A 19,994-nucleotide genomic window follows, 5' to 3' on the forward strand; every position below is an offset into this window, starting at 1 on the left:
ACATTAACGGCCCGAAGTCTGGGGTAGGACTGCCTTCTTCTCTCCTTCCTTCCGAACTTGGTGGATGCTTCCTTTCCAAAGGCCACGGCCAAGGTGCGCCTGTTCCACGGAATTTTTGACACGAAAAGCACCCCTTTTGGTAGAATAGGGGCGTTTTCAAGGGGTATTTTCATCCTTGGCGGTCTGGGGACCGCTGGACCCTGGGTAAACCAACCTATTCATGTGGATTAAGTGGAAGCGGATATGGATCGTGAGCCGGTTACAGTGGAAGAAGTTAGGGAGGTCCAGGAACTGTTCATGGCAGGGTATCAGTACCACCGGGAGCAGAAGTACAAGGAGGCGATCGCCGAGTTCAAAAAGGCGGTTGCCATCCGCCCTGTGGATGAGAACCATCTGAATGAACTGGCTACGCGGCTGAAAGCGATGTCGGTGAAGCTGGTTCAGGAAAGCCTCGCTTACATGGGGTGCGCCACGGATCATTTGAAAATGATGGTGGATCAACTGGACCCGGACGAGGTGGAAGCCGTGCCTTTGGATGCCACGCTGAAAGAACAGTTCGAAAAATGGGATGAAGAATAACCCTCTTCCTTTTTCAAGGGAAGTTGGTTATGGACCAGCAAATCCTGACTGACGTTCTCCGCCAGGAGATCCGCGAGGGCAAGATTCCGCTCAGCCTGGGTAAAACCTGCCCGGTGGAGTGTGCCTTCTGCTACGAAAAAGACCACAGCTACCGTCCCACCGTCGAGGTGCCGCGCACTACGGAACAACAGTGGCGGAACATTCTTGAAGAAATAAAAAAGATACCGACGCGCCCCAGTCACTCCTGGCTGTTGGGCGGCAACGAATACATGGAGTGGACGGACATCTTCCTGCATCCGCGCGTGATGGACTGGCTGGAAGAGTTTCTGGACACCACAGACAAAAGAGTCACGTTTTTCACTGTCGGTTTCGTGCAACCGGAGCGCATTCACCGCCTGGCCGAGCGCTACCCCGGCCGCATCAACTTCGAGCTATCGGTCATCACGCTGGGCGAACAGCGCAAAAAGCTGTTGCCGCACGGCCCCACCGTGCGCCAGCTCATGAAGATTCTCGACGGCCCCGCCGTCACCTCCGCCAACTTTTACTCTTTCGGACCGAACACCATGTCCGAAGACGCGAAGACCATCTCCCGCATCAACAAAGACTGCCTGCTGTGGATGGGCTGTCTCACGCCGCTCAAGTACATCGACCGGGACACGTCCGAACTCATGCGCTACGGACGCCGCCATCTGGCGGAGGAAAGCCGCAAAATCTATTACGCCGATCTGCCGAACACGCAGATGCTCCACACCGAGCCGAACATCTCCACTTTTCTGGCGCGCAACAAGATTCTCAAAACCTTCGACGCCAGCGAGTTGGAAAAAAACGACCACGTCGTCGTCTCCGGGTGTGTGTACCGCATCCTCAAAACCTTTCGCCCGCACCGGGCGCGCTACCTGTATGTGCCGAACGCCACGCTGGGCGGCGACTCCGACTGCTCGACCCTGCTTACATTCAGCGACATCGCCAAACGGCTGAGCAACGAGACGCGCGTTTATATTCCCAAAGTCATCATGGAGCACCCGTCGCGCGGAGAGCGGGATATATCCGGTGTCACCTTCGACGAATTCAAAAGCTGGTTCCCGCGCATCCGGTTCCGCGTTCTGCACAAGGTCAACACGCACGTATCCAACAAGAAGCTTTACGAGAAGGGATATCTCAGAAATTATGTGGAGGACTATCTGGGCAATCCTCTGCATGAAAAAGTGGAAGCAACGCCGCTTCCAAATTGAAGTCAGGCAGGGCCCAATGGAGGAGTTGGGTCAAACAGGGAGGTGCTTTCCGCTGTTTGCGGGAAGCGGTTACAGGGGGAATGCTACATGGAATATCTGCTGAAAGTGGTGTTTGTGGACAACAGCGAACTGGTGCTGGAGGACACGCGGAAACATTTTGTGAGCGACGATCTGGAAGTGCTGGAGATCACCACCACTCACGAGGTGCTGATCGTTCCCATGCGCCAGATCAAGTACGTGGCCTGCGACGCGACGATTTTCAAGGAAGCGGTGCAGAGCTGAAGGGACGCCGACCGGATGGCCGGCGGGAGACGCATTACATTTTAAGACGGACTTTTTTCAGCCAGCTCTCCTCATCGAAGTGGCGCATGCAATATTCGAGGTAACGGAGCTCCGTGTCCGTCAGACGGCGTCCATCCACCTGCGGCTGTGCAGGCGGAGTGGGCGTGTCGCCGTGGTCCGTCTCCGGCGGCTTGCCGACACCTTCCATACTGCCGGGAAACCGGTCCGTGACCGGGCCCGGAGAGCTGGAGTGGATGTATTCGTCCAACTCCTCCAGACTCAGAAACAGATTGAAGACGGACGACTCGTTGATGTACCCCTTGCCGCCGATCTCTTTCAAGATGCGGCGGATTTCCTCCGAGTTGACGATGGCGCTCATGACGGCCTGATTGAAACGCTCGTAAACCTCGTCCAGATACGAATCCTCAGTGTCCATAAAACGACCCCTCCTTCCTTTGCCCGATTGGCAGTCGGGTAATGCAATGTAATTGGCTGTCTGTACAAAAGCAAGACCCGTGCCACAACTACCGCGTTTTCAAGGAAGTTCGTCAGGCCCTTTCTATGAAAGGGGTTAGCTGGGCGCTTCGTTTTGGGGCCGCAGGCGGGCAGGGTGCCAGGCGTCAAACAATCCATCTGCTACCGGCAAAATCCTCTACCTTTCCACGGAAAATTTTGACGGAGGCGAGGGACCTCTGCAAACACTTGCGGCGTACGGAGGACGGAGGCGGGCGTATCCCATTCTGTGGGGGAGAAAGTTGACTAATTGGGGGATAATGATATGATCGATTCCCTTTGAGGACCGCGGATCAATCCATATAACTGACTGATTTCACCCATCATGCCGTTTCCCATTCACAGACCCCGCCGGCTTCGCAAATCCGCCGCCATCCAGCGCATGGTGCGCGAAACCGTGTTGACGCCCGACGACCTCATTCTGCCGCTGTTCGTGTGCGAGGGCAAAGGCGTGCGTACCCCCATCGGGTCCATGCCGGGCATCGACCGCCTGTCCATCGATCTCCTGGCGCAGGAAGTGAAGGAAGCGCATGGGTTGGGTATTCCGGCGGTGATCCTGTTCGGCATCCCGGACCGCAAGGACGCTCAGGGCACCGAAGCCTACAATCCCGACGGCGTGGTCCAGCGTGCCATCCGCGAAATCAAGTCCAAGGTGCCGGAGGTGGTGGTCATCACCGACGTGTGCATCGATGAGTACACCGATCACGGCCACTGCGGGCTGGTGGAAGGCGACGAAGTGGTCAACGATCCCACCTTGGAGCTGTTGGCCCGAATGTCTCTCACGCACGCCAATGCCGGCGCGGATATCGTGGCTCCGTCTGACATGATGGACGGCCGCGTGCAGGCCATCAGAAAGGCATTGGACGAGAACAGCCATCAGAGCACGCTCATCATGTCGTACGCCGCGAAATACGCTTCGGCGTTTTACGGACCGTTCCGCGAGGCGGCGGATTCCGCACCGCAGTTCGGCGACCGGCGTTCGTACCAGATGGACCCCGGAAACAGCGACGAGGCCCTGCGTGAAGTGGAACAGGACATCGAGGAAGGTGCCGACATCCTGATGGTCAAACCCGCATTGCCGTATCTGGACATCATTCGCCGCGTGCGCGACACCTTTCCCGTGCCGCTCGCCGCCTACAACGTGAGCGGCGAGTATTCCATGCTGATGGCCGCCGCCGAAAAAGGGTGGGTGGACGGCGACCGTGTGATGATGGAGGTCCTGCTCAGCATCAAGCGCGCCGGAGCACAGATGATTCTGACGTATTCCGCCGTGCCCGCCGCCCGTCTTCTGAACGGTTGAATTTCCCTGATTTTCCTCCCAATCCTCCCACCGTCCCAGGTCTCCGGAGGGCATCGGCCCAGTTCCCTTAATTATCTGTTTTGATAAAACTTAGCGCAAAATATATAATGGATGGGAGGGGCTGGAGAAAGGAGCTTTTACCATGTCCATTCTGGCACAAAACATGCGGACCATCCGCAAGGAACTGAAGTGCACGCAATCCGCCATGGCGGACATCCTGAAAGTCGGTTTCCGCACCTATGTCCGGTATGAAGCGGGGGAGCGTGATGCCCCGGTTTCCATCCTGGTGAAAATGGCTCGGCTGGGAAACATTTCGCTTGAGCAGTTGCTGACGCAAAAAGTGGATCGCTTCAACATCACCCCGGTTGATCTGGAAACGTTCAACATGAACCCGCCGGTGGTCAAGTCGGCGAACTTCCGCACCGGGCACATCGCGTTCAAAAAACCGGTGCGCGAAACCCTGCTCACCATCGACGAGTCGGAGAAGAAAGTATTGTCCCTGTTCCGCAAGATGTCCGTGGAGGAACAGAACCGGTGCCTGAAAAACATCGAAAGCCAGTTCAAGCCGTCCGCCACGTCCAGCAGGTCGGTGCGGACGGATGTGGTCAAGACCCTGCCTGAGGCACAGGCGCTGGTCGAGGAACCTCAACCGATGGTGAAAAAAACACAGATCAACCGCCCGCGCAAGCGTGGCCGTCCGGGGCGCACCCGCGAGGACAAGAAACTTCTGCGGGAAAAGATTGACCGGCTGAAGAAGATCACCAAATCCGCTCCCAAAATCACCGTGAGATGACCATTTGAAAAGCCCGGGAATCAGGGAAAACCTCAACGTCGGCCTGTTTTTCTCGATTCTGGTGGTTCTGTTTTTTCTGGAAATCACCACCCACTTGTTCGAGAAAGCGGCCGGGTATTATTTGAAGTGGGAAAACCACACCCGGCCCCAGCTCGGCCGCATCTGGGAACGTGACCGGGAAAACATCGCCGCGCAGAAAAAAATCGAGTCGCTCCTGTCCAGCCTCAACCTTCAGGAGCAGTCGGCGGAATCCATCCAGTCGCTCAAGGAATTATTTGAGAAACTGTCGCCCTCGCGGCCGCAGGTGGTGTCGCGCCGCAAGTTCGTGCAGTTGTATTACGACTTTCCCGGCCAGTGGGCGAAGAACCTGATCCCGGCGTACGATCTGATCGAAATCGACGCGGACAAAAACTGGCAGAGGGTCCTGCTCACGCAGTTCGGTCCGTGGATCACAGTGAGCTTCATTGACAACCAGAACTTTCCCATCCGCGAGGTGTTTTTGTCCGCCGACCAGTTGGTGGAAATCCAGAGCACGCGCACCGTTCAGCGCGGCCAGTTGGAGGACCTGGGCTTCCGCACCGAGACCATTTTTTCGCTGGCCGAGTTTCTTAAAATTTTCAAAACGCTCGATCCGGCCGCGCAGAAGGCGCTGTTCCCCGATCCGCAATGGTTCCTGCGGCACAACTACCACATCACGCGCGTGGGTTTGCTGGAGAACCCGGACCCGATGAACGGCGGCGGATCGCCCCTGTTCGGCATCGAGTACGAAACCGAATTTTTCACCGACGTGTTGTTGACGCCGATTCCCCGCGAGATCACCAACAACCTGCTGTCGCAGTTCGAAAGGCCGGGCATGGAAGGCGCCGTGGACCCGGAAACCTTCATGCAGGGTTTTTAAATTCTCGAGGCACTCTTGTTCCGACGTATTCTGGAAAAAACCGTGTTCCTGTTGTACACCCTGCTTGTGCTGTTTGTGTGCGTGGCCGCCGGGGTGTACTGGAACCTGCGTGACGACCTGCCGCAGTTGCCGGACAGCCTGGAAAAAATCAACCTCAGCCTGCCCACCGAAATCTATTCGGCCGATGGCGAGATCATCAAGGTCCTCGGTCAGCGTCACCCGGTGAACCTGGAAAACATCTCGCCCCTGTTTCTGAAAGCCATCATTGCCGTCGAAGACTCGCGGTTTTACCAGCACAGCGGACTCGACCACATCGGCCTCACCCGCGCGTTGTATGTGAACCTGCAACGCCGCGCCATCGTGCAGGGTGGAAGCACACTCACCCAGCAGTTGGCGAAGAACCTGTTCTTTTCCTTCGAGCGTGACTGGGTGCGCAAGGTGAAGGAACTCCTGGTGGCCCTTCAAATGGAAACCACGTTCACCAAGGATGAAATTCTGGAAGCGTATTGCAACCAGGTGTATTTCGGCAGTGGCGCCTACGGGGTGGAGGAGGCGGCGCAGGAATACTTCGGCAAGCGCGCGCAGGATCTCAACCTCCTGCAGGCGGCGATGCTGGCGGGCCTGCCCAATTCGCCCAACAACGCCAATCCGTTCATCAATCCGGAACGCGCCATGCGCCGCACGCAGGCGGTGCTCGCGCGCATGGAGCGGGAGGGCTACATCAGCCAAAGTGATCGCGAACAGGCCCTGCAAATGGATTTGGGGTTGGTCAACCCGCGCATCGAATCCAATCCCAACCAGTATTTCGTGCGGTTCGTCATCGACAAGCTGGCGGAAGACTACGGCAAGGAGTTCGTCCATTACGGCGGACTCAAGATCTACACCACACTCGACACACGCTTCCAGCAACTGGCGCACCGCGCGGTGGACACGCACCTCAAATACCTGGAAAAGCGCGAACTGAAATCCGGGATTGAAGACCCGCTTCAGGCCGCTTTGGTGATGCTCGACAACCGCACCGGCGCCATCCGCGCCCTGTTGGGCGGCCGCAATTATTCGGAGAGTCAGTTCAACCGCGCCGTGTCGAACAACCGCATGCCGGGTTCCGCCTTCAAACCCATCGTGTACATGGCGGCCTTTGAGAAACTCGGCTACACCCCGGCCACAGTGGTGGAGGACGAACCGACCAAGTTCCCCGTTCCCGGAAGCGAGCCGTGGGAACCCAGCAACTTCGGCAACAAGTATTTGGGTCCGGTGATCCTCAAAAAAGCGCTGATGAATTCGCTGAACACCGTCTCGGCGAAGCTCGTTTACAACCTCACGCCGCGCCGCGTCATTCAGACGGCCCGTCAGTTCGGCATCACCAGTCCGCTCGGTGACAACCTGTCTTTGGCGCTGGGCACCTCCGGCGTGTCGCCTTTGGAGATGGCCGCCGCCTACAGCGTCATCGCCAACCAGGGGATTCTGAATGAGCCGTATTTCGTGCAACGCATCGAGGACTTCCGCGGCAACGTGCTGTATCAGCATTTCTTCCACGGCGTCCAGCGGTTCTCGTCGAAAACCGTGTATCCCTTGCTCAACATGATGCAGGGCGTCATGGACGAAGGCACCGGACGCGTGGTCAGGCAATTGGGATTCCACTATCCCTCCGGCGGCAAGACCGGCACCACCAACGACTACAAAGACGCGTGGTTCATCGGTTTCACCAAGGAATATGCGGCGAGCGTATGGGTGGGCTACGACAACAATCAGCCGGTGGTTGACAAAAACGGCAACGGGCTGACCGGATCGCGCGGCGCGGCCCCCATCTGGGCGTATTTCATGGACAAGGCGCTGGAAGGCAAGGGGCGGGTGAATTTTCCCAAGCCGGAAGGCATCAAGTTCCAGAAAGTCGATACGAAGACCGGTTATCTGCCGGACCTGATGACAATGGAGGATATGGAAGTCGCGGTGAAGGAAGAACTCAATCTGGAAAAACCGGTCGCGCCGGAGACGGAAGTCATCCCGCCTCTGCCGCCGGACCGGGAGGTGACCACCGTTCCCACTCCCCTGGAGGACGATGCTCTACCAAAGCTTTAAATACTATTTCGTGCGCCTTGGCGTCTCATTTTTCCTGATGATGACGGCGGGCTTCGCCGTGCTGTTTTTCATCCACGAAATCGCGTTGTCCGGTCTCACCTTCGACGACCGGCCCATCAAGTGGGGCGTGCTGGCCCTTTCCCTGTTCTTCGGCTTTCTGGTGTTCGGCATGTTCGGGGAGCACCGTTTCATGAAAGCGCTCGACGGGCTCAAATGGATCGATCTGCAAACGCCGGTGAAAGAGGTTCTGCCAAAGTTCGAGGCGCTCATGCGCTTCACCGAGTCGTCGTATTTTATGCCGGGACAGGGCCGCAGGCTGAAAGAGAAGGTCGTTCGCCAGTACGCGCAGTACCTGCTCAGCACCGGCGCGGAAGACCGGCAGGCGCTCAACATTTATCTAAAGGCGTTTCTGCAGGACCCGTCGGAGACGGCGTACCGCGACATGATCGTCTCCGTGCTCACGCAGAAGGGGAATCTGGAACAGGCGGAGATCGATCTCCTGCTCCTCATCCTGACCAAGGAAAAATACGCCGACCGGGAAATTTTGAATTTCCTCGTCTCCATTTTTCTGTACCAGCAGACGTTCTCCAACAAATCCGAGCCGGTGTTCCTGCAGGCGCTGGAGCAGAACTCGCCACAGTCGGACGAGATCATCGCCTTCCTCCTGCCCCTCCTCGCGGAAAAGGAGCGGAAGGATCCCTACTCGGTGCAGTTTTATTTGAACGCCCTCGATCGCGCCCAGCCGGATCAGCGCAAGGCACTGGAGGACCTCATCGCGTCCAGCTTCTGCGAGGAGAGGTTCCGCGTGGTGGACCCGGTTCTGCACCAGCGGTGCGAGGCGGTGTTCCAGCGGCTGGCTCCGGACCGGCAGACGCAATTGATGGCCGCCGCCAGTGACCGTACGGTGGCCGAGAAATGGAAACGGGTGAAACTGCTGCGTGGCGAGGATGTGCGGCAGGTCCAGCGCATGAACCGGGAGGCCGGAGTCGAGCGCTCTCTGGGTTCGGTCCTGTGGGAGAAGCTGGGCGGCGTGACCCGCGCCGGGAGAGGGGCGCTGAGGGCGATCGTGTTCAAGCTGTTCGACGGCCTCAACTGGATCGGCAACCTGCCGCTCAAATACAAGATCAATGGACTGCTGGTTCTGCTTGCGGCGGGAGTGCTGGCGGTGTGGATGGGGCAGGGCGGGGGTCCTTCGAACGAAGCATTGCATCAGGAAGAGACGCCGAAATCCATTCCCGTGCCGCCTCCCAACATAGCCCAAAAGGGCGTTGGAAAAATGCACACCATCCAGGTCGCCGCGGTCAACCGCAAGGCCAACGCCGACGAGATTGTGGACGCCCTCAAACGCAAACAGGTACAGGGTGTGTACGTGCTGAAAACGAAGCGGAAATCAAACGGTTACTGGTACAAGGTGCGCATCGGCAAGTTTGGTTCGGTGGACGAGGCGCAAAAATTCGCGCAAAACCTGGTCGAACAAAATATAATCAGTAATTATTTCCTGGTCTCGCTGGGGACCGGAAACAAAGCCCCGCGCGGTTGATCTGGAATCACCTCAATCCTGGACACATGCTTAACCTCAGCCTCAACATTGACAATACAAAGCCCTTCGTTTCCGACGAGGAATTGAACGGTCTGCAGGGGGAGATCGGCCGTTTGCATGAGGTGCTGGAGAAAGGGCAGGGGCTGGGCCACGATTACCTGGGATGGCTGCATTTGCCATCTCATATTGAGGAAGCGGAAATCGCCGCTATTGAGGAAACCGCCTCGGCCATCCGCGCGCAGTGCGATGCGTTCGTGGTCATCGGCATCGGTGGCTCCTATCTGGGTGCACGAGCGGCGATCAACTTTTGCCAGCCGTTGCTGGGTGAAAAAAAAGGAAGCTCCGAGATATTCTACGCCGGGCACAACATCAGCGGCGATTACCTGTCCGATCTGCTGGACGCCCTGCGCGGCAAACGTGTGTGCCTGAACGTCATCTCCAAGTCCGGCACGACGACGGAACCGGCCATCGCGTTCCGCATTCTAAAAGAAGCGCTGGAAAAGGACGTGGGGGTTGAGGAGGCGAGGAAACGCATCGTCGCCACCACCGACGAGAAAAAAGGCGCACTCAAGCAGTTGGCCGACGCGGAAGGCTACAAGACGTTTGTCATTCCGGATGACGTCGGTGGGCGTTATTCCGTGCTGACGCCGGTGGGCCTGCTCCCCATCGCCGTGGCGGGGATCGATGTCCGCCGGCTTCTCCAAGGGGCGCGGGACGAGGAAGCCCAAACCACCGCCAGCCCGGACCTGAAACACAACACCGCTTACCGCTACGCGGCGGTGCGCCACCTGCTGTATCTTCAAGGCAAGACCACAGAGGTGATGGCGTCGTTCCACCCGTCGCTTCAGTATGTGGTGGAATGGTGGAAGCAGTTGACCGGTGAAAGCGAAGGCAAGAATCATCGCGGCCTGTTCCCTGCATCGGTGGAATACACCACCGATCTGCACTCGATGGGGCAGTGGATGCAGGAAGGCCAGCGCACCATTTTCGAAACGTTCCTGCGCGTGGGCCACTCCAACCGCGATCTCCAAATTCCACAGTCGGAGGACGACCGCGACGGCTTGAACTACCTGGCTGGGAGGAACCTGGATCATGTCAACGAAAAGGCGTACGAAGGCACGGCGCAGGCTCACCTGGCGGGCGGGGTGCCAAACATGACCCTCACTTTGAAGAACCGGGACCCCGAGACACTGGGCCAGTTGTTTTATTTTTTTGAACGCGCCATCGCCCTGTCCGGCTACCTCCTGCACGTCAACCCCTTCGATCAGCCGGGAGTCGAATTTTACAAGAAGAACATGTTTCAACTTTTGAACAAACCAGGATACGAAAAGAGGTAATCACATGGGTACCATCAGCAAAGAACTGGACGAGCTCGTTCACAGCATCGCCGCCCGGAAGATCGACGAGGACGATATCTCCGGCCAGTATGAAAGCGATCCTCTGCTGGCGCGCCTGAAAGAGCTGGGAAGCGAGTTGTGGATCGACACGGGCGACCTGGAGTTGGCGAAGTCCATCTGGCATAAGGAACTCTCTGCCCTGACCACCAACAACACCCTCGCCAACCAGGTGGTCCAGACCGGCGTCATGGACGACGTCATCAAGGAAACGGTGCAGAAACTGAACGCCTCCTCCTCCGGCTGGTCGGCCGACGAGCAGGTGCGCGAGGTCGGGTTCGTGATCAATTGCCGTATCGCCCTCAGACTGGTGGAGGCCTTCAAGGTGAAAGTGAGCGTTGAGTTGCACCCCAAGGTGTCGCGCGATCTGGAAGCGACGCTCGATTACGCGCGCCGCTACTACAAAGTGTGCCCGGAGTATTTCATCGTGAAAATTCCGCTGACGCCGGAGGGCTACCTCGCCGTCCGCACCCTGCGGAAAGAAGGCATCCCCATCAACTTCACCCTCGGCTTCTCGGCCCGGCAGAATTACCTGGCGGCGCGGCTGTCGAATCCTAATTATCTGAACGTGTTTCTCGGCAGGTTGAACGCCGTGGTCGGCGACAACCAACTGGGCGATGGATCGAACATCGGCGAAAAAGTCACCTTCGCCACCCAGCACGCGGTGCGCGAGGCGGGCAAGCAGGACAAGCAGGTGACGTCGAAACTCATCGCCGCCAGTATACGGAATGGCGACCAGGTGGCGACGCTTGCCGGGGTCGACGTGCAGACCATCCCGCCCAAAGCCATGCAGGAGTTTCAGCAGTCGGGGCGCAAACCGGAGAACGTCAAGAACATCCTCAACACCGACCTTCCTCCCGGTGTGGATACGTCCAGCGGCTGGGGTCGGCAGGTGGAGCGCTTGTGGCAGGTGGACGAGGCGTTCAAACAGTTCGTGGATGCGCTTGTGAAAGATGGCAACCCCGACGGCATGACCGGCGAAGACCTGATGCAATACTGCGAGAAGTCGAAAATCGATCTGTTTCACCGCTTCTCGGACTCCGATCTCAAGAAGATCTACGATCATGGGAAAATCCCGAAACTCGCCGACTGGCCGGAATCGATTGCGTTGGACGATTTGATGACGCAGTCCGCCCTGCAATCGTTCACCAAGGATCAGGACGCGCTGGACGGCCGCATCCGGTCGTTTCTGAAATAGGGCGATGATCCTGGCTGGGGATATCGGCGGCACACACTGCCGGCTGGCTCTGTTTCAGGGCAAAGCGGAGGCGCTGGAGATCGTCCACGAAACCCGCTACAAAAGCCGGGAGTTTGCCGATTTCACCGCCGCGCTGGAGCGCTTCCTCGATGAGTCCAAACCCGGCTCCCTGACCCATGCCGGTTTTGGCATTGCCGGCCCGGTCAAGGATGGGCGGTGTGCCGTGACCAATCTGCCGTGGGTGGTGGACGTTCGCGACCTGAAAAAGACCCTGCAACTGGATAAGGTCGCGCTAATCAACGATTTTGCGGCGCAGGCGGCATCGGTGCCGTATCTCGCCGAGAGCGATGTGGTGGCTTTGCAGGCCGGGGAGCCCGATCCCGCAGGCAACGTCGGCATCCTGGGTGCCGGCACGGGACTGGGGCAGGCGGTGCTGGCCCCGGTGGAAGGCGGCGGCCGGTTTGTCATTGTCGAATCCGAGGGCGGGCACGTGGACTTTCCCGCCCAGACCCCGCTCGAAGCAGAGCTTGTCCAATTCCTCAAGAAACAGTATCATCGGGTCTGCATCGAGCATGTGTTGTCCGGTGCCGGGCTGGAATCGCTGTACGCGTTTTTTCTGGCGCGCCACCCGAAATCGCCGCCCGGTTGGCTGAGAGCGGAACTGCAACACGGCGACCCGCCGGAGGTCATCTCCCGCGTGGGGATGGAGCAGGGATTTCTCCCCTGCGAGCAGGCCCTGGATCAGTTTGTGACCAGTTACGGTGCGGTGGCGGGGAACCTGGCCTTGCAGGTGGTGGCCCGCAGCGGCATTTTTCTCGGCGGCGGCATCGCCCCTCGAATCTTGCCCTGGTTGCAGTCCGGGCCCTTTCTGGCAGCGTTTCGCAATAAAGAAAAATTCGAATCCTGGATGCGCGCCATCCCGGTGAAGGTGATCATGAACGACCGGTGCGCCTTGTGGGGCGCGGCACACTACATCCGCGGAGACCGGTTTCTGCGCGGATGAGCGGGGGCGTTTGTATTTTTAGAAGGCGTTATTCAATTCCATAGAATGCGAGAATCATGAGCGACAAACTGAATAAAATCGTACTGGCTTATTCCGGAGGGCTGGACACCTCCGTCATCATCCAATGGCTGAAAGAGAAGTACCACTGCGAGATCATCGCCTACTGCGCCGACATCGGCCAGGGAGCGGAACTGGAACCCGTGCGCGAGAAAGCCCTCGCCACCGGCGCGAGCAAGGTGTTCGTCGAGGACCTGAAAGAAGAGTTCGCGCAGGATTTCCTGTTTCCCATGCTCCGCGCCAATGCCTTCTATGAAAACCATTACCTGCTCGGCACTTCCATCGCGCGACCGTTGATCGCCAAGGAGCAGATTCGCATCGCCAATCAGGAAGGGGCGGCGGGCGTCTCTCACGGCGCCACGGGCAAGGGCAACGACCAGGTGCGCTTCGAGTTGACTTACATGATCCTGAAGCCGGACGTGGTCATCATCGCGCCGTGGCGGGAATGGGAACTGGACTCCCGGAGCAGTCTCATCGACTACGCCAAGAAGCACAACATCCCGGTGCCGGTCACCAAGAAAAAACCGTACAGCATGGATCGCAATCTGTTTCACATCAGCTACGAGGGCGGTGTGCTGGAAGACCCGTGGTACGAGCCCGACGCGGATATGTTTCTGATGACAAAATCGCCGGAAGCCGCGCCGGACAAACCGACGTACATCGAGATCACCTACCAGCAGGGCAACCCCATCGCCATCAACGGCGAGGCCATGAGCCCGGCCAACCTGATCGCCAAACTCAATGAATATGGTGGAGAAAACGGCATCGGCAGGATCGACATCGTGGAGAACCGCTTCGTCGGCATGAAGTCGCGCGGCGTGTACGAAACCCCCGGCGGCACCATCCTGCATGCGGCGCACCGGGCGCTGGAGACGCTGGTGATGGACCGCGAGATCATGTTCCTGCGGGACTCGCTCATCCCGACCTACGCCCGGCTTGTTTACAATGGCCTGTGGTATTCGCCGGAGCGGGAACTGTTGCAGAAGACCATCGACGATACGCAGGTTCACGTCAATGGAACCACGCGTCTCAAATTGTACAAGGGCAATTGCATCCTGGCCGGGGTGAAGGCGGATAAATCGCTTTACTCCAAGGATATGGCCTCCTTCGAGAAGGATGATATCTACCGCCAGGCCGACGCGGAGGGCTTCATCCGCCTCAACGCCCTGCGTCTGAAACTCTATACACAAACCTTTGGCAATATGTAAATCAATCCCTTACACTGATTTATGGGATATGAGCAAAATACTGGTTGTCGAAAATGAAAAGAGCATGCGCGACCTGTTGACCATCGTGCTGGAAAAGGACGGTCACGAGGTGGAAACCGCGCGCAATGGCGAGGTGGCGGTGGACATGATCCAGGAGCACCAGTACGACGTGGTGCTGACCGACATCAACATGCCACGCGCGAACGGGATCGATGTGCTCGATGCCGTCAACCGCGTTCTGCCCGGCACGCCGGTGATCATGATGACCGCTTACGCCTCCGCCGAGACGGCGGTCGAGACCATGAAGAAAGGCGCCTACGACTACCTGTCGAAACCGTTCAAGATCGAGGAACTTCAGCTCATCATCAAAAACGCGGCGGAGAAAAAACGGCTGGCCGACGAGAACGTCTATTTGAAAAGTGCCCTCAAGGACAAGTATCAGTTCGCCAACATCATCGGCAAAAGCGAGGGCATGCGGCAGGTGTTCGATTACATCAGCAAAGTCGCCAACAGCAACGCCACGGTGCTGATCGGCGGCGAAAGCGGCACCGGCAAGGAACTGGTGGCCAAGGCGCTCCATTACAACAGCAACCGGAAAAATTATCCGTTCATCTCCATCAACTGCGGTGCCATGCCGGAGAACCTGCTGGAAAGCGAATTGTTCGGTCACGAAAAGGGCGCGTTCACCAGTGCCGATGCCACCAAGATCGGCCTCATGGAGGCGGCCAATAAGGGAACCTTTTTTCTGGACGAAATCTCCGAAGCCCCGCTTTCCATTCAGGTCAAACTGCTTCGCGTTTTGCAGGAGAAAGAATTCACCCGCGTCGGCGGCACCAAGCCCATCAAGGTGGACCTGCGCATCATTGCCGCGTCCAATCGCGACCTGGCGCAGTCGGTGAGAGACAAGGAGTTTCGCGAAGACCTGTATTACCGCCTGAAAGTGATTCATATCCACATCCCTCCTCTGCGCCAGCGCAAGGAGGATATCTCGCTTCTTGTGCATCATTTCATCAACAAGTATTGCGAAGAATACCAGGGCGAAAAGAAACTGAAATCAATTTCGCCGGAGGCCATCAAGGTTCTCGAAAATTACGACTGGCCGGGCAACGTCCGCGAACTGGAAAACGTCATGGAACGCGCAGTGGTGCTGGAAGCGCAGGAAACCATCCAGGTCAGCAGTCTGCCGGAGGAGTTGCTGGGCGCGACAACATCCGTTGCGGACAACATGGTGCCCTCGCTGACGGACGAGCCGATCGATCTGGAAAGCACCTTGGACAAGATCGAGAAGAAAATGCTGTTGGGTGCGCTGGATAAGTCTGATGGCATGATCAACAAGGCGGCGAAATTGCTGAATCTGAGCTTTCGCTCCATGCGTTACCGCGTCAAGAAGCACAATCTGAAAGGCAAGATTGACAAAAATGATGGGTGAGTTGCGCGGGGCACGCTTTCCGCAAAAAATAAATCGACCGGCCCGGGGACGGCTGAAGTTGGCGGTCCTTTTTTTGTATCTGCTCCTGTTGCCCGCTTCCGGGCTGGCGCAGGAGAAGCCCGGCCTCGATCCGGCAAGCCCGCTTTTTTACCAGGGGGAAACGCTGTTTCATAAAGGCGATTTTCTCGGGGCCAAGGCGGCGTTTGAGGATTTCCTGGACCTGTACCCGAATGAGCCGCGCCGCTCAAAAGCCTTTTTCCGCCTGGGCCAGATTGAATTCAAAAATCAGTTTTATTCCTCCGCCCTGCAATACTTTGAACTGTTCACCAAGCACTTCCCGCAATCCACCTGGAACTATCACGCGCAGTTGAAAATCGCCGAATGCCTGTTTCACCTGGAACGGTATGAAGAGGCGGAGAAACGGTTCCGCACCACCATCAAGGTGAATCCGGACCTCACGCACAAGTGGCAGGCCTATTCTTATCTCGCCCGTCTCGACGACCTGCGCATGCAGTACGATGAAGCCCTCAAGAAGTTCAAGCGCATTATTGAGAAGGGAACGGATGAGGAATTGATGGCGTACGCGCGGCAGTCGGTCGAAACCATCATTGAAGACAAGCTGACCAAACAGCAATTGATCAACCTCGACCGCATTCTGGGAACGGAATACCCCGGCGATCTGATCCTGCAGCGCCTCATCCATATTTACCGCAATGAACGCGATGCCGGAAATTATCAGATCGTGCTGGAAAATTTCATGGCACGATTTCCGGATCATGAATTCGGCGGGGAAGCCCGGCTTGCTTTGGAGGCGCTTCGTAATCAGGAGCAGAACGGCATCCGCATCGGCGTGGTGCTTCCGCTTTCCGGTCAACGCGCGCTGGTGGGCCAGCAGGTTCTGCAGGGCATTCAGTTGGCTTACAGCCAGTTCAATGCTTCAAACAAGGGACAGATCAAACTGGAGGTTAAGGATTCCGGGTTGGGACGGGAAGCGGCGGAGGTGGTGGAAGATCTGGCGCGCGATCCGAACGTCGTTGGCATTGTCGGTCCCATTCTGAGCTGGGAGATCCAGGGCATCATCCCAACGCTGGAAAAGTACAAGATGCCGGTGTTTTCACCGACGGCATCGACCAGCGGACTGACGGAACTGAGTCCTTTTGTATTCCGCAACGCACTCACCAAGGAGTTGCAGGCGCGGTTCCTGGCCCGCTATGCGGTGAACCACCTGAACCTGTACCGGCTGGCGGTGCTGTACCCCACCGAGTATTACGGTGAGATCATGCGCGACGATTTTGAACGCGAGGTGCGCGCGCTGGGCGGGGAGATCGTCACCTCCATTTCGTATGACCGCAAACAGAATGATTTCCGCGAGCAGATCCTGAACCTGGGTGGCGTGCCCGACGACCGTCTGAAATGGATGGTCAACCGGTTTTTGAGCCGAGGTGCGAAACCGCCGTACCTCAATGACAAGGGCAACATTTCACGACCCATCATCGATGGCGGCCTGTTTTCCGGGGGCGATTCCGAAGGGTTGAAAGTGGCGCTGGAAGTCAATTACGACGCCATCTTCATTCCCGGGTTTTACGACAAGGTGGGATTGATGATTCCGCAGTTTGCCTTTTACAATATCGAGAACGTCCTGTTTCTGGGAGCGAATGGATGGAACTCGCCGGAGTTGGTGGAGATGGCCCGGCATTACCTGAACTCGGTGTTGTTCGTGGATGGGTTTTTTCCGGAAGGGGAGGACCCCGCCACCAAAAAATTTGTCGAGGATTTTGAAAAGCGGTTCGGCTCCAAACCCACGGTGCTTTCGGCGCAGGCGTACGATGCGGCCAATATGATGTTTCAGGCGGTGATGGAAGGCGGGTCCAACCGACTGGAAATTCACAAACGTCTGTCAAAAATTGAAAATTACCCCGGCGTGTCGGGAGTCACCACCATGCTTCCTTCCGGCGATACCGATCGCAGTCTGGTGAAGTTGAGCGTCCGGGAAGGCAGGATCGTTCCCGTGAACGGGCCGGAAGCGCCCAAAGATTAGAAGTTGTCGTTGCCCAGGATGGCTTCCAGCTCTCCCGCCTTCATTGGCAGGTTGTCCCGCAGAAACATTTCCAGCCGGGCTTCAGGGTCGTCGAAGTTGGCGGCGTTGCCCGTCTCCGGATTCACTTTCATGTAAACCACCTCGTCACTGACCGGAAAGCTTTTCACCGGTCTGCCTGCCAGCGCCTCCTGCATGAATTGCAACCAGATGGGAATGGCGGCGCGCGATCCGGTTTCATTCACACCCATCGTCTCGTCGCGGTCCTTGCCCACCCACACACCGGTCACCAGTTCCGGTGAATATCCCATGAACCAGGCATCGATGTAGTTGTTGGTGGTTCCGGTTTTGCCGGCGATGGGACGGTTCAGCACCTTCACCTTTTTCCCGGTCCCGTTATCCACCACGCTCTTCATCAGATCGGTGACGATGGCCGCCAGGCCGGACGAGATCACCTGTTGCGACTGTGTCTCCGCGTAATAAATGGCGTCGCCCTCGCGGTTGTTGATGAAGCGGATCGGCGCCGGCTCAATGCGCCGGCCCTGGTTGGCGAACACGGCGTAGGCCTTGACCAGCTCGTACAGCGTGACACCGGAGGAACCCAGGGCGATGGACAGGTTGTTCGCCATGGGACTGTCAATGCCCAGCCGCCGGGCCACCTCAACGGCTTTCGGCACGCCGGTGTGTTGCAGGAGTTTGATGGTCACCACGTTGCGGGAATGTGTGAGCGCGGTGCGGAGCGAGGTCGGGCCGTAAAACTTTTCGGAAAAGTTGACGGGTTTCCACTTGTCGAAGGTGTCTTCCTTTTCCTTGAAGATGATCGGCGAGTCGATGACGATGCTGGCGGGCGTGTAACCGTCCTCGAGGGCCGCCGCGAAAATGATCGGTTTGAATGCGGAACCCGGCTGGCGCACCGCCTGTGTGGCGCGGTTGAACTGGCTCTTCTTGAAATCGTAACCGCCGACCATCGCCTTGATATGACCGGTGGTGGGGTCGAGGCTGATGAGCCCCGCCTGCACCTCGGGTTCCTGCTCGAGGCTAAGGTTCCATTCGGTCGCGCTTTGTTTTTGTCCGAGTTTCACCAGAATGACGTCGCCGATGGAGAGCGCCTCACGCACATTTTTGATGCGTGACCAGCGGATGTCCAGCCGTGTGTTGGGTTCGCGCGCCCAATCCATGGATTCCAGCGGAATGGTTCCCTGCGCCCCGCCGAGGTACACGCGGGCGTGATCCTGCCGCACCCGCGTGACCACGCCGTGGAGGATGTTGCCTTCGACGAAGGGGGCCTTCGCCTCCTCCGTAAACTCGGCGTCCTCATTCAATTTGGTCAGGAGAGCATCCATGGTTTCGCGATCGGTGAGATCGGTCACGCGTTGCACCGGACCACGGTAACCGAACCGCTTGTCCGCCTCGCGCAATCCCTCGCGCACCGCTTTTTGCGCGGAAACCTGGTTAGCGTAATTGAGTGTGGTGTGGATCTTCAAACCGTCGCGGTACAACTTGTTGGTGCCGTACTTTTCCTGGATGAACTGGCGGATGTACTCGATAAAATAGGGCGCTTTGTTGACCGGATCCGCCACCTGCCCCAGTTTCACCTCTTCCGCCAGCGCCTGTTCCTTTTCCTGTTCGGTGATGAAGCCGTTGTGCGCCATGCGGCGGATGGCGTGGTTGCGCCGGTTGATGGATTTCTCAAGGTCTTTATAAGGAGAGTAATGATTGGGCGCCTTGGGCAGACCGGCAATCAGGGCGCATTCGGCGATGGTGAGTTCCTTCACCGGTTTGCCGAAGTAAGTGCGCGCCGCGGCCTCCGCTCCGTAACTGCCGTGGCCGTAATAAATCTGGTTGAGGTACATCTCCAGAATTTCATCCTTGGTGAACACCAACTCCATGCGGATGGCCAGAATGGCCTCCCGAATTTTGCGCTCCAGACTCCGCTCGAAGGAAAGAAACAGCGTTTTGGACAATTGCTGGGTGATGGTGCTCCCGCCTTCCACCACATGCCCGGCCTGGAAGTTTTTTATCATGGCGCGGATGATGGCTTTCGGATCGATGCCGAAGTGGTAATAGAAGTTTGAATCTTCCACCGCCAGCGTCGCCTGCTTGAGGTACAGGGGGATGTCCTCCAGCGGAGCCAAAATGCGCTTTTCGATATAAAACTCCGCGATCAGTTCTTCGTTGTCCGAATAGACGCGGGAGATGGTGCTGGGCTGGTAATCCTTGAGCTGGCGGACGTCCGGCAGGCCCTGGGAGTATTTGAAGTAAATGAACCCGGCGGCGGCAAACCCGAGGAGAAGGCCGAACAGAGTGAGGCCAAGGAAGGAGAGCAGGAGAGTGCGTTTCCATCCTCTCCGCGCTTTTTGCTGTCCCTGGGGAGGGCGCGGAGCGCGCTGGGGCTTCTGATTTTTGAGAAATTTTTTATTCGTCATTCAGGTCAGGGAACGGTTTCCCTGTTTC

16 protein-coding genes are annotated in these 19,994 nt (G+C 57.7%); 14 read left to right on the forward strand and 2 right to left on the reverse strand.

Features of this window, described 5'->3' with window-relative positions:
• Positions 1-243 precede the first annotated feature (243 nt).
• From J2S31_RS06500 to J2S31_RS06510, 3 genes are all read left to right on the forward strand, one after another.
• A complete protein-coding gene (locus J2S31_RS06500; protein ID WP_237098261.1) occupies positions 244-579 on the forward strand; it encodes a tetratricopeptide repeat protein in 336 nt (111 codons plus the stop codon).
• A gap of 29 nt (positions 580-608) precedes the next feature.
• Positions 609-1,811 carry a radical SAM protein gene (locus J2S31_RS06505; protein WP_237098262.1) on the forward strand — a complete coding sequence of 401 codons (1,203 nt, stop codon included), beginning with the start codon at positions 609-611 and terminating at the stop codon, positions 1,809-1,811.
• An 87-nt stretch (positions 1,812-1,898) separates the two neighbouring features.
• Positions 1,899-2,093: a hypothetical protein gene (locus tag J2S31_RS06510; protein WP_237098263.1), complete on the forward strand. Its 195-nt coding sequence runs from the start codon at positions 1,899-1,901 to the stop codon at positions 2,091-2,093.
• A 34-nt stretch (positions 2,094-2,127) separates the two neighbouring features.
• On the opposite strand, the gene J2S31_RS06515 is transcribed toward J2S31_RS06510, so the two are convergent.
• Positions 2,128-2,529: a hypothetical protein gene (locus J2S31_RS06515; RefSeq protein ID WP_237098264.1), complete on the reverse strand. Its 402-nt coding sequence runs from the start codon at positions 2,527-2,529 to the stop codon at positions 2,128-2,130.
• A 402-nt stretch (positions 2,530-2,931) separates the two neighbouring features.
• On the opposite strand from J2S31_RS06515, the gene hemB reads away from it, so the two are divergent.
• The 11 genes from hemB (at position 2,932) to J2S31_RS06570 (ending at position 17,543) form a co-directional block, all read left to right on the forward strand.
• Entirely contained in the window at positions 2,932-3,906 is a 975-nt protein-coding gene (gene hemB, locus J2S31_RS06520) for a porphobilinogen synthase (protein ID WP_237098265.1), read from the forward strand.
• Positions 3,907-4,048: 142 nt separating this feature from the next.
• Entirely contained in the window at positions 4,049-4,699 is a 651-nt protein-coding gene (locus J2S31_RS06525) for a helix-turn-helix domain-containing protein (RefSeq protein ID WP_237098266.1), read from the forward strand.
• A gap of 4 nt (positions 4,700-4,703) precedes the next feature.
• Positions 4,704-5,597: a hypothetical protein gene (locus J2S31_RS06530; protein WP_237098267.1), complete on the forward strand. Its 894-nt coding sequence runs from the start codon at positions 4,704-4,706 to the stop codon at positions 5,595-5,597.
• Positions 5,598-5,612: 15 nt separating this feature from the next.
• The gene (locus J2S31_RS06535; RefSeq protein WP_237098268.1) at positions 5,613-7,676 is read left to right on the forward strand and encodes a transglycosylase domain-containing protein; all 2,064 of its coding nucleotides are present in this window, start codon (positions 5,613-5,615) and stop codon (positions 7,674-7,676) included.
• Positions 7,657-9,216, forward strand: a complete 1,560-nt coding sequence (locus J2S31_RS06540; protein ID WP_237098270.1) for an SPOR domain-containing protein — start codon at positions 7,657-7,659, stop codon at positions 9,214-9,216. Before J2S31_RS06535 ends, J2S31_RS06540 begins: the two co-directional genes overlap by 20 nt.
• Positions 9,217-9,242: 26 nt before the next feature.
• Positions 9,243-10,553, forward strand: a complete 1,311-nt coding sequence (locus tag J2S31_RS06545; protein WP_237098271.1) for a glucose-6-phosphate isomerase — start codon at positions 9,243-9,245, stop codon at positions 10,551-10,553.
• Positions 10,554-10,557: 4 nt separating this feature from the next.
• The gene (locus tag J2S31_RS06550) at positions 10,558-11,808 is read left to right on the forward strand and encodes a transaldolase family protein (RefSeq protein WP_237098273.1); all 1,251 of its coding nucleotides are present in this window, start codon (positions 10,558-10,560) and stop codon (positions 11,806-11,808) included.
• A gap of 4 nt (positions 11,809-11,812) precedes the next feature.
• Positions 11,813-12,811 (forward strand): glucokinase, encoded by a 999-nt coding sequence (glk, locus tag J2S31_RS06555; protein ID WP_237098275.1) that lies wholly within the window; start codon positions 11,813-11,815, stop codon positions 12,809-12,811.
• 56 nt (positions 12,812-12,867) lie between these two features.
• A complete protein-coding gene (locus J2S31_RS06560; protein WP_237098277.1) occupies positions 12,868-14,076 on the forward strand; it encodes an argininosuccinate synthase in 1,209 nt (402 codons plus the stop codon).
• Between the two features lie 28 nt (positions 14,077-14,104).
• A complete protein-coding gene (locus tag J2S31_RS06565) occupies positions 14,105-15,505 on the forward strand; it encodes a sigma-54-dependent transcriptional regulator (RefSeq protein ID WP_237098278.1) in 1,401 nt (466 codons plus the stop codon).
• A gap of 58 nt (positions 15,506-15,563) precedes the next feature.
• Positions 15,564-17,543 (forward strand): penicillin-binding protein activator, encoded by a 1,980-nt coding sequence (locus J2S31_RS06570; protein WP_237098279.1) that lies wholly within the window; start codon positions 15,564-15,566, stop codon positions 17,541-17,543.
• On the opposite strand, the gene J2S31_RS06575 is transcribed toward J2S31_RS06570, so the two are convergent.
• Entirely contained in the window at positions 17,540-19,966 is a 2,427-nt protein-coding gene (locus J2S31_RS06575; RefSeq protein WP_237098280.1) for a penicillin-binding protein 1A, read from the reverse strand. The genes J2S31_RS06570 and J2S31_RS06575 overlap by 4 nt on opposite strands.
• Positions 19,967-19,994 lie beyond the last annotated feature (28 nt).

The organism is Nitrospina gracilis Nb-211 (genome assembly GCF_021845525.1).
Taxonomy (GTDB): domain Bacteria; phylum Nitrospinota; class Nitrospinia; order Nitrospinales; family Nitrospinaceae; genus Nitrospina; species Nitrospina gracilis_A.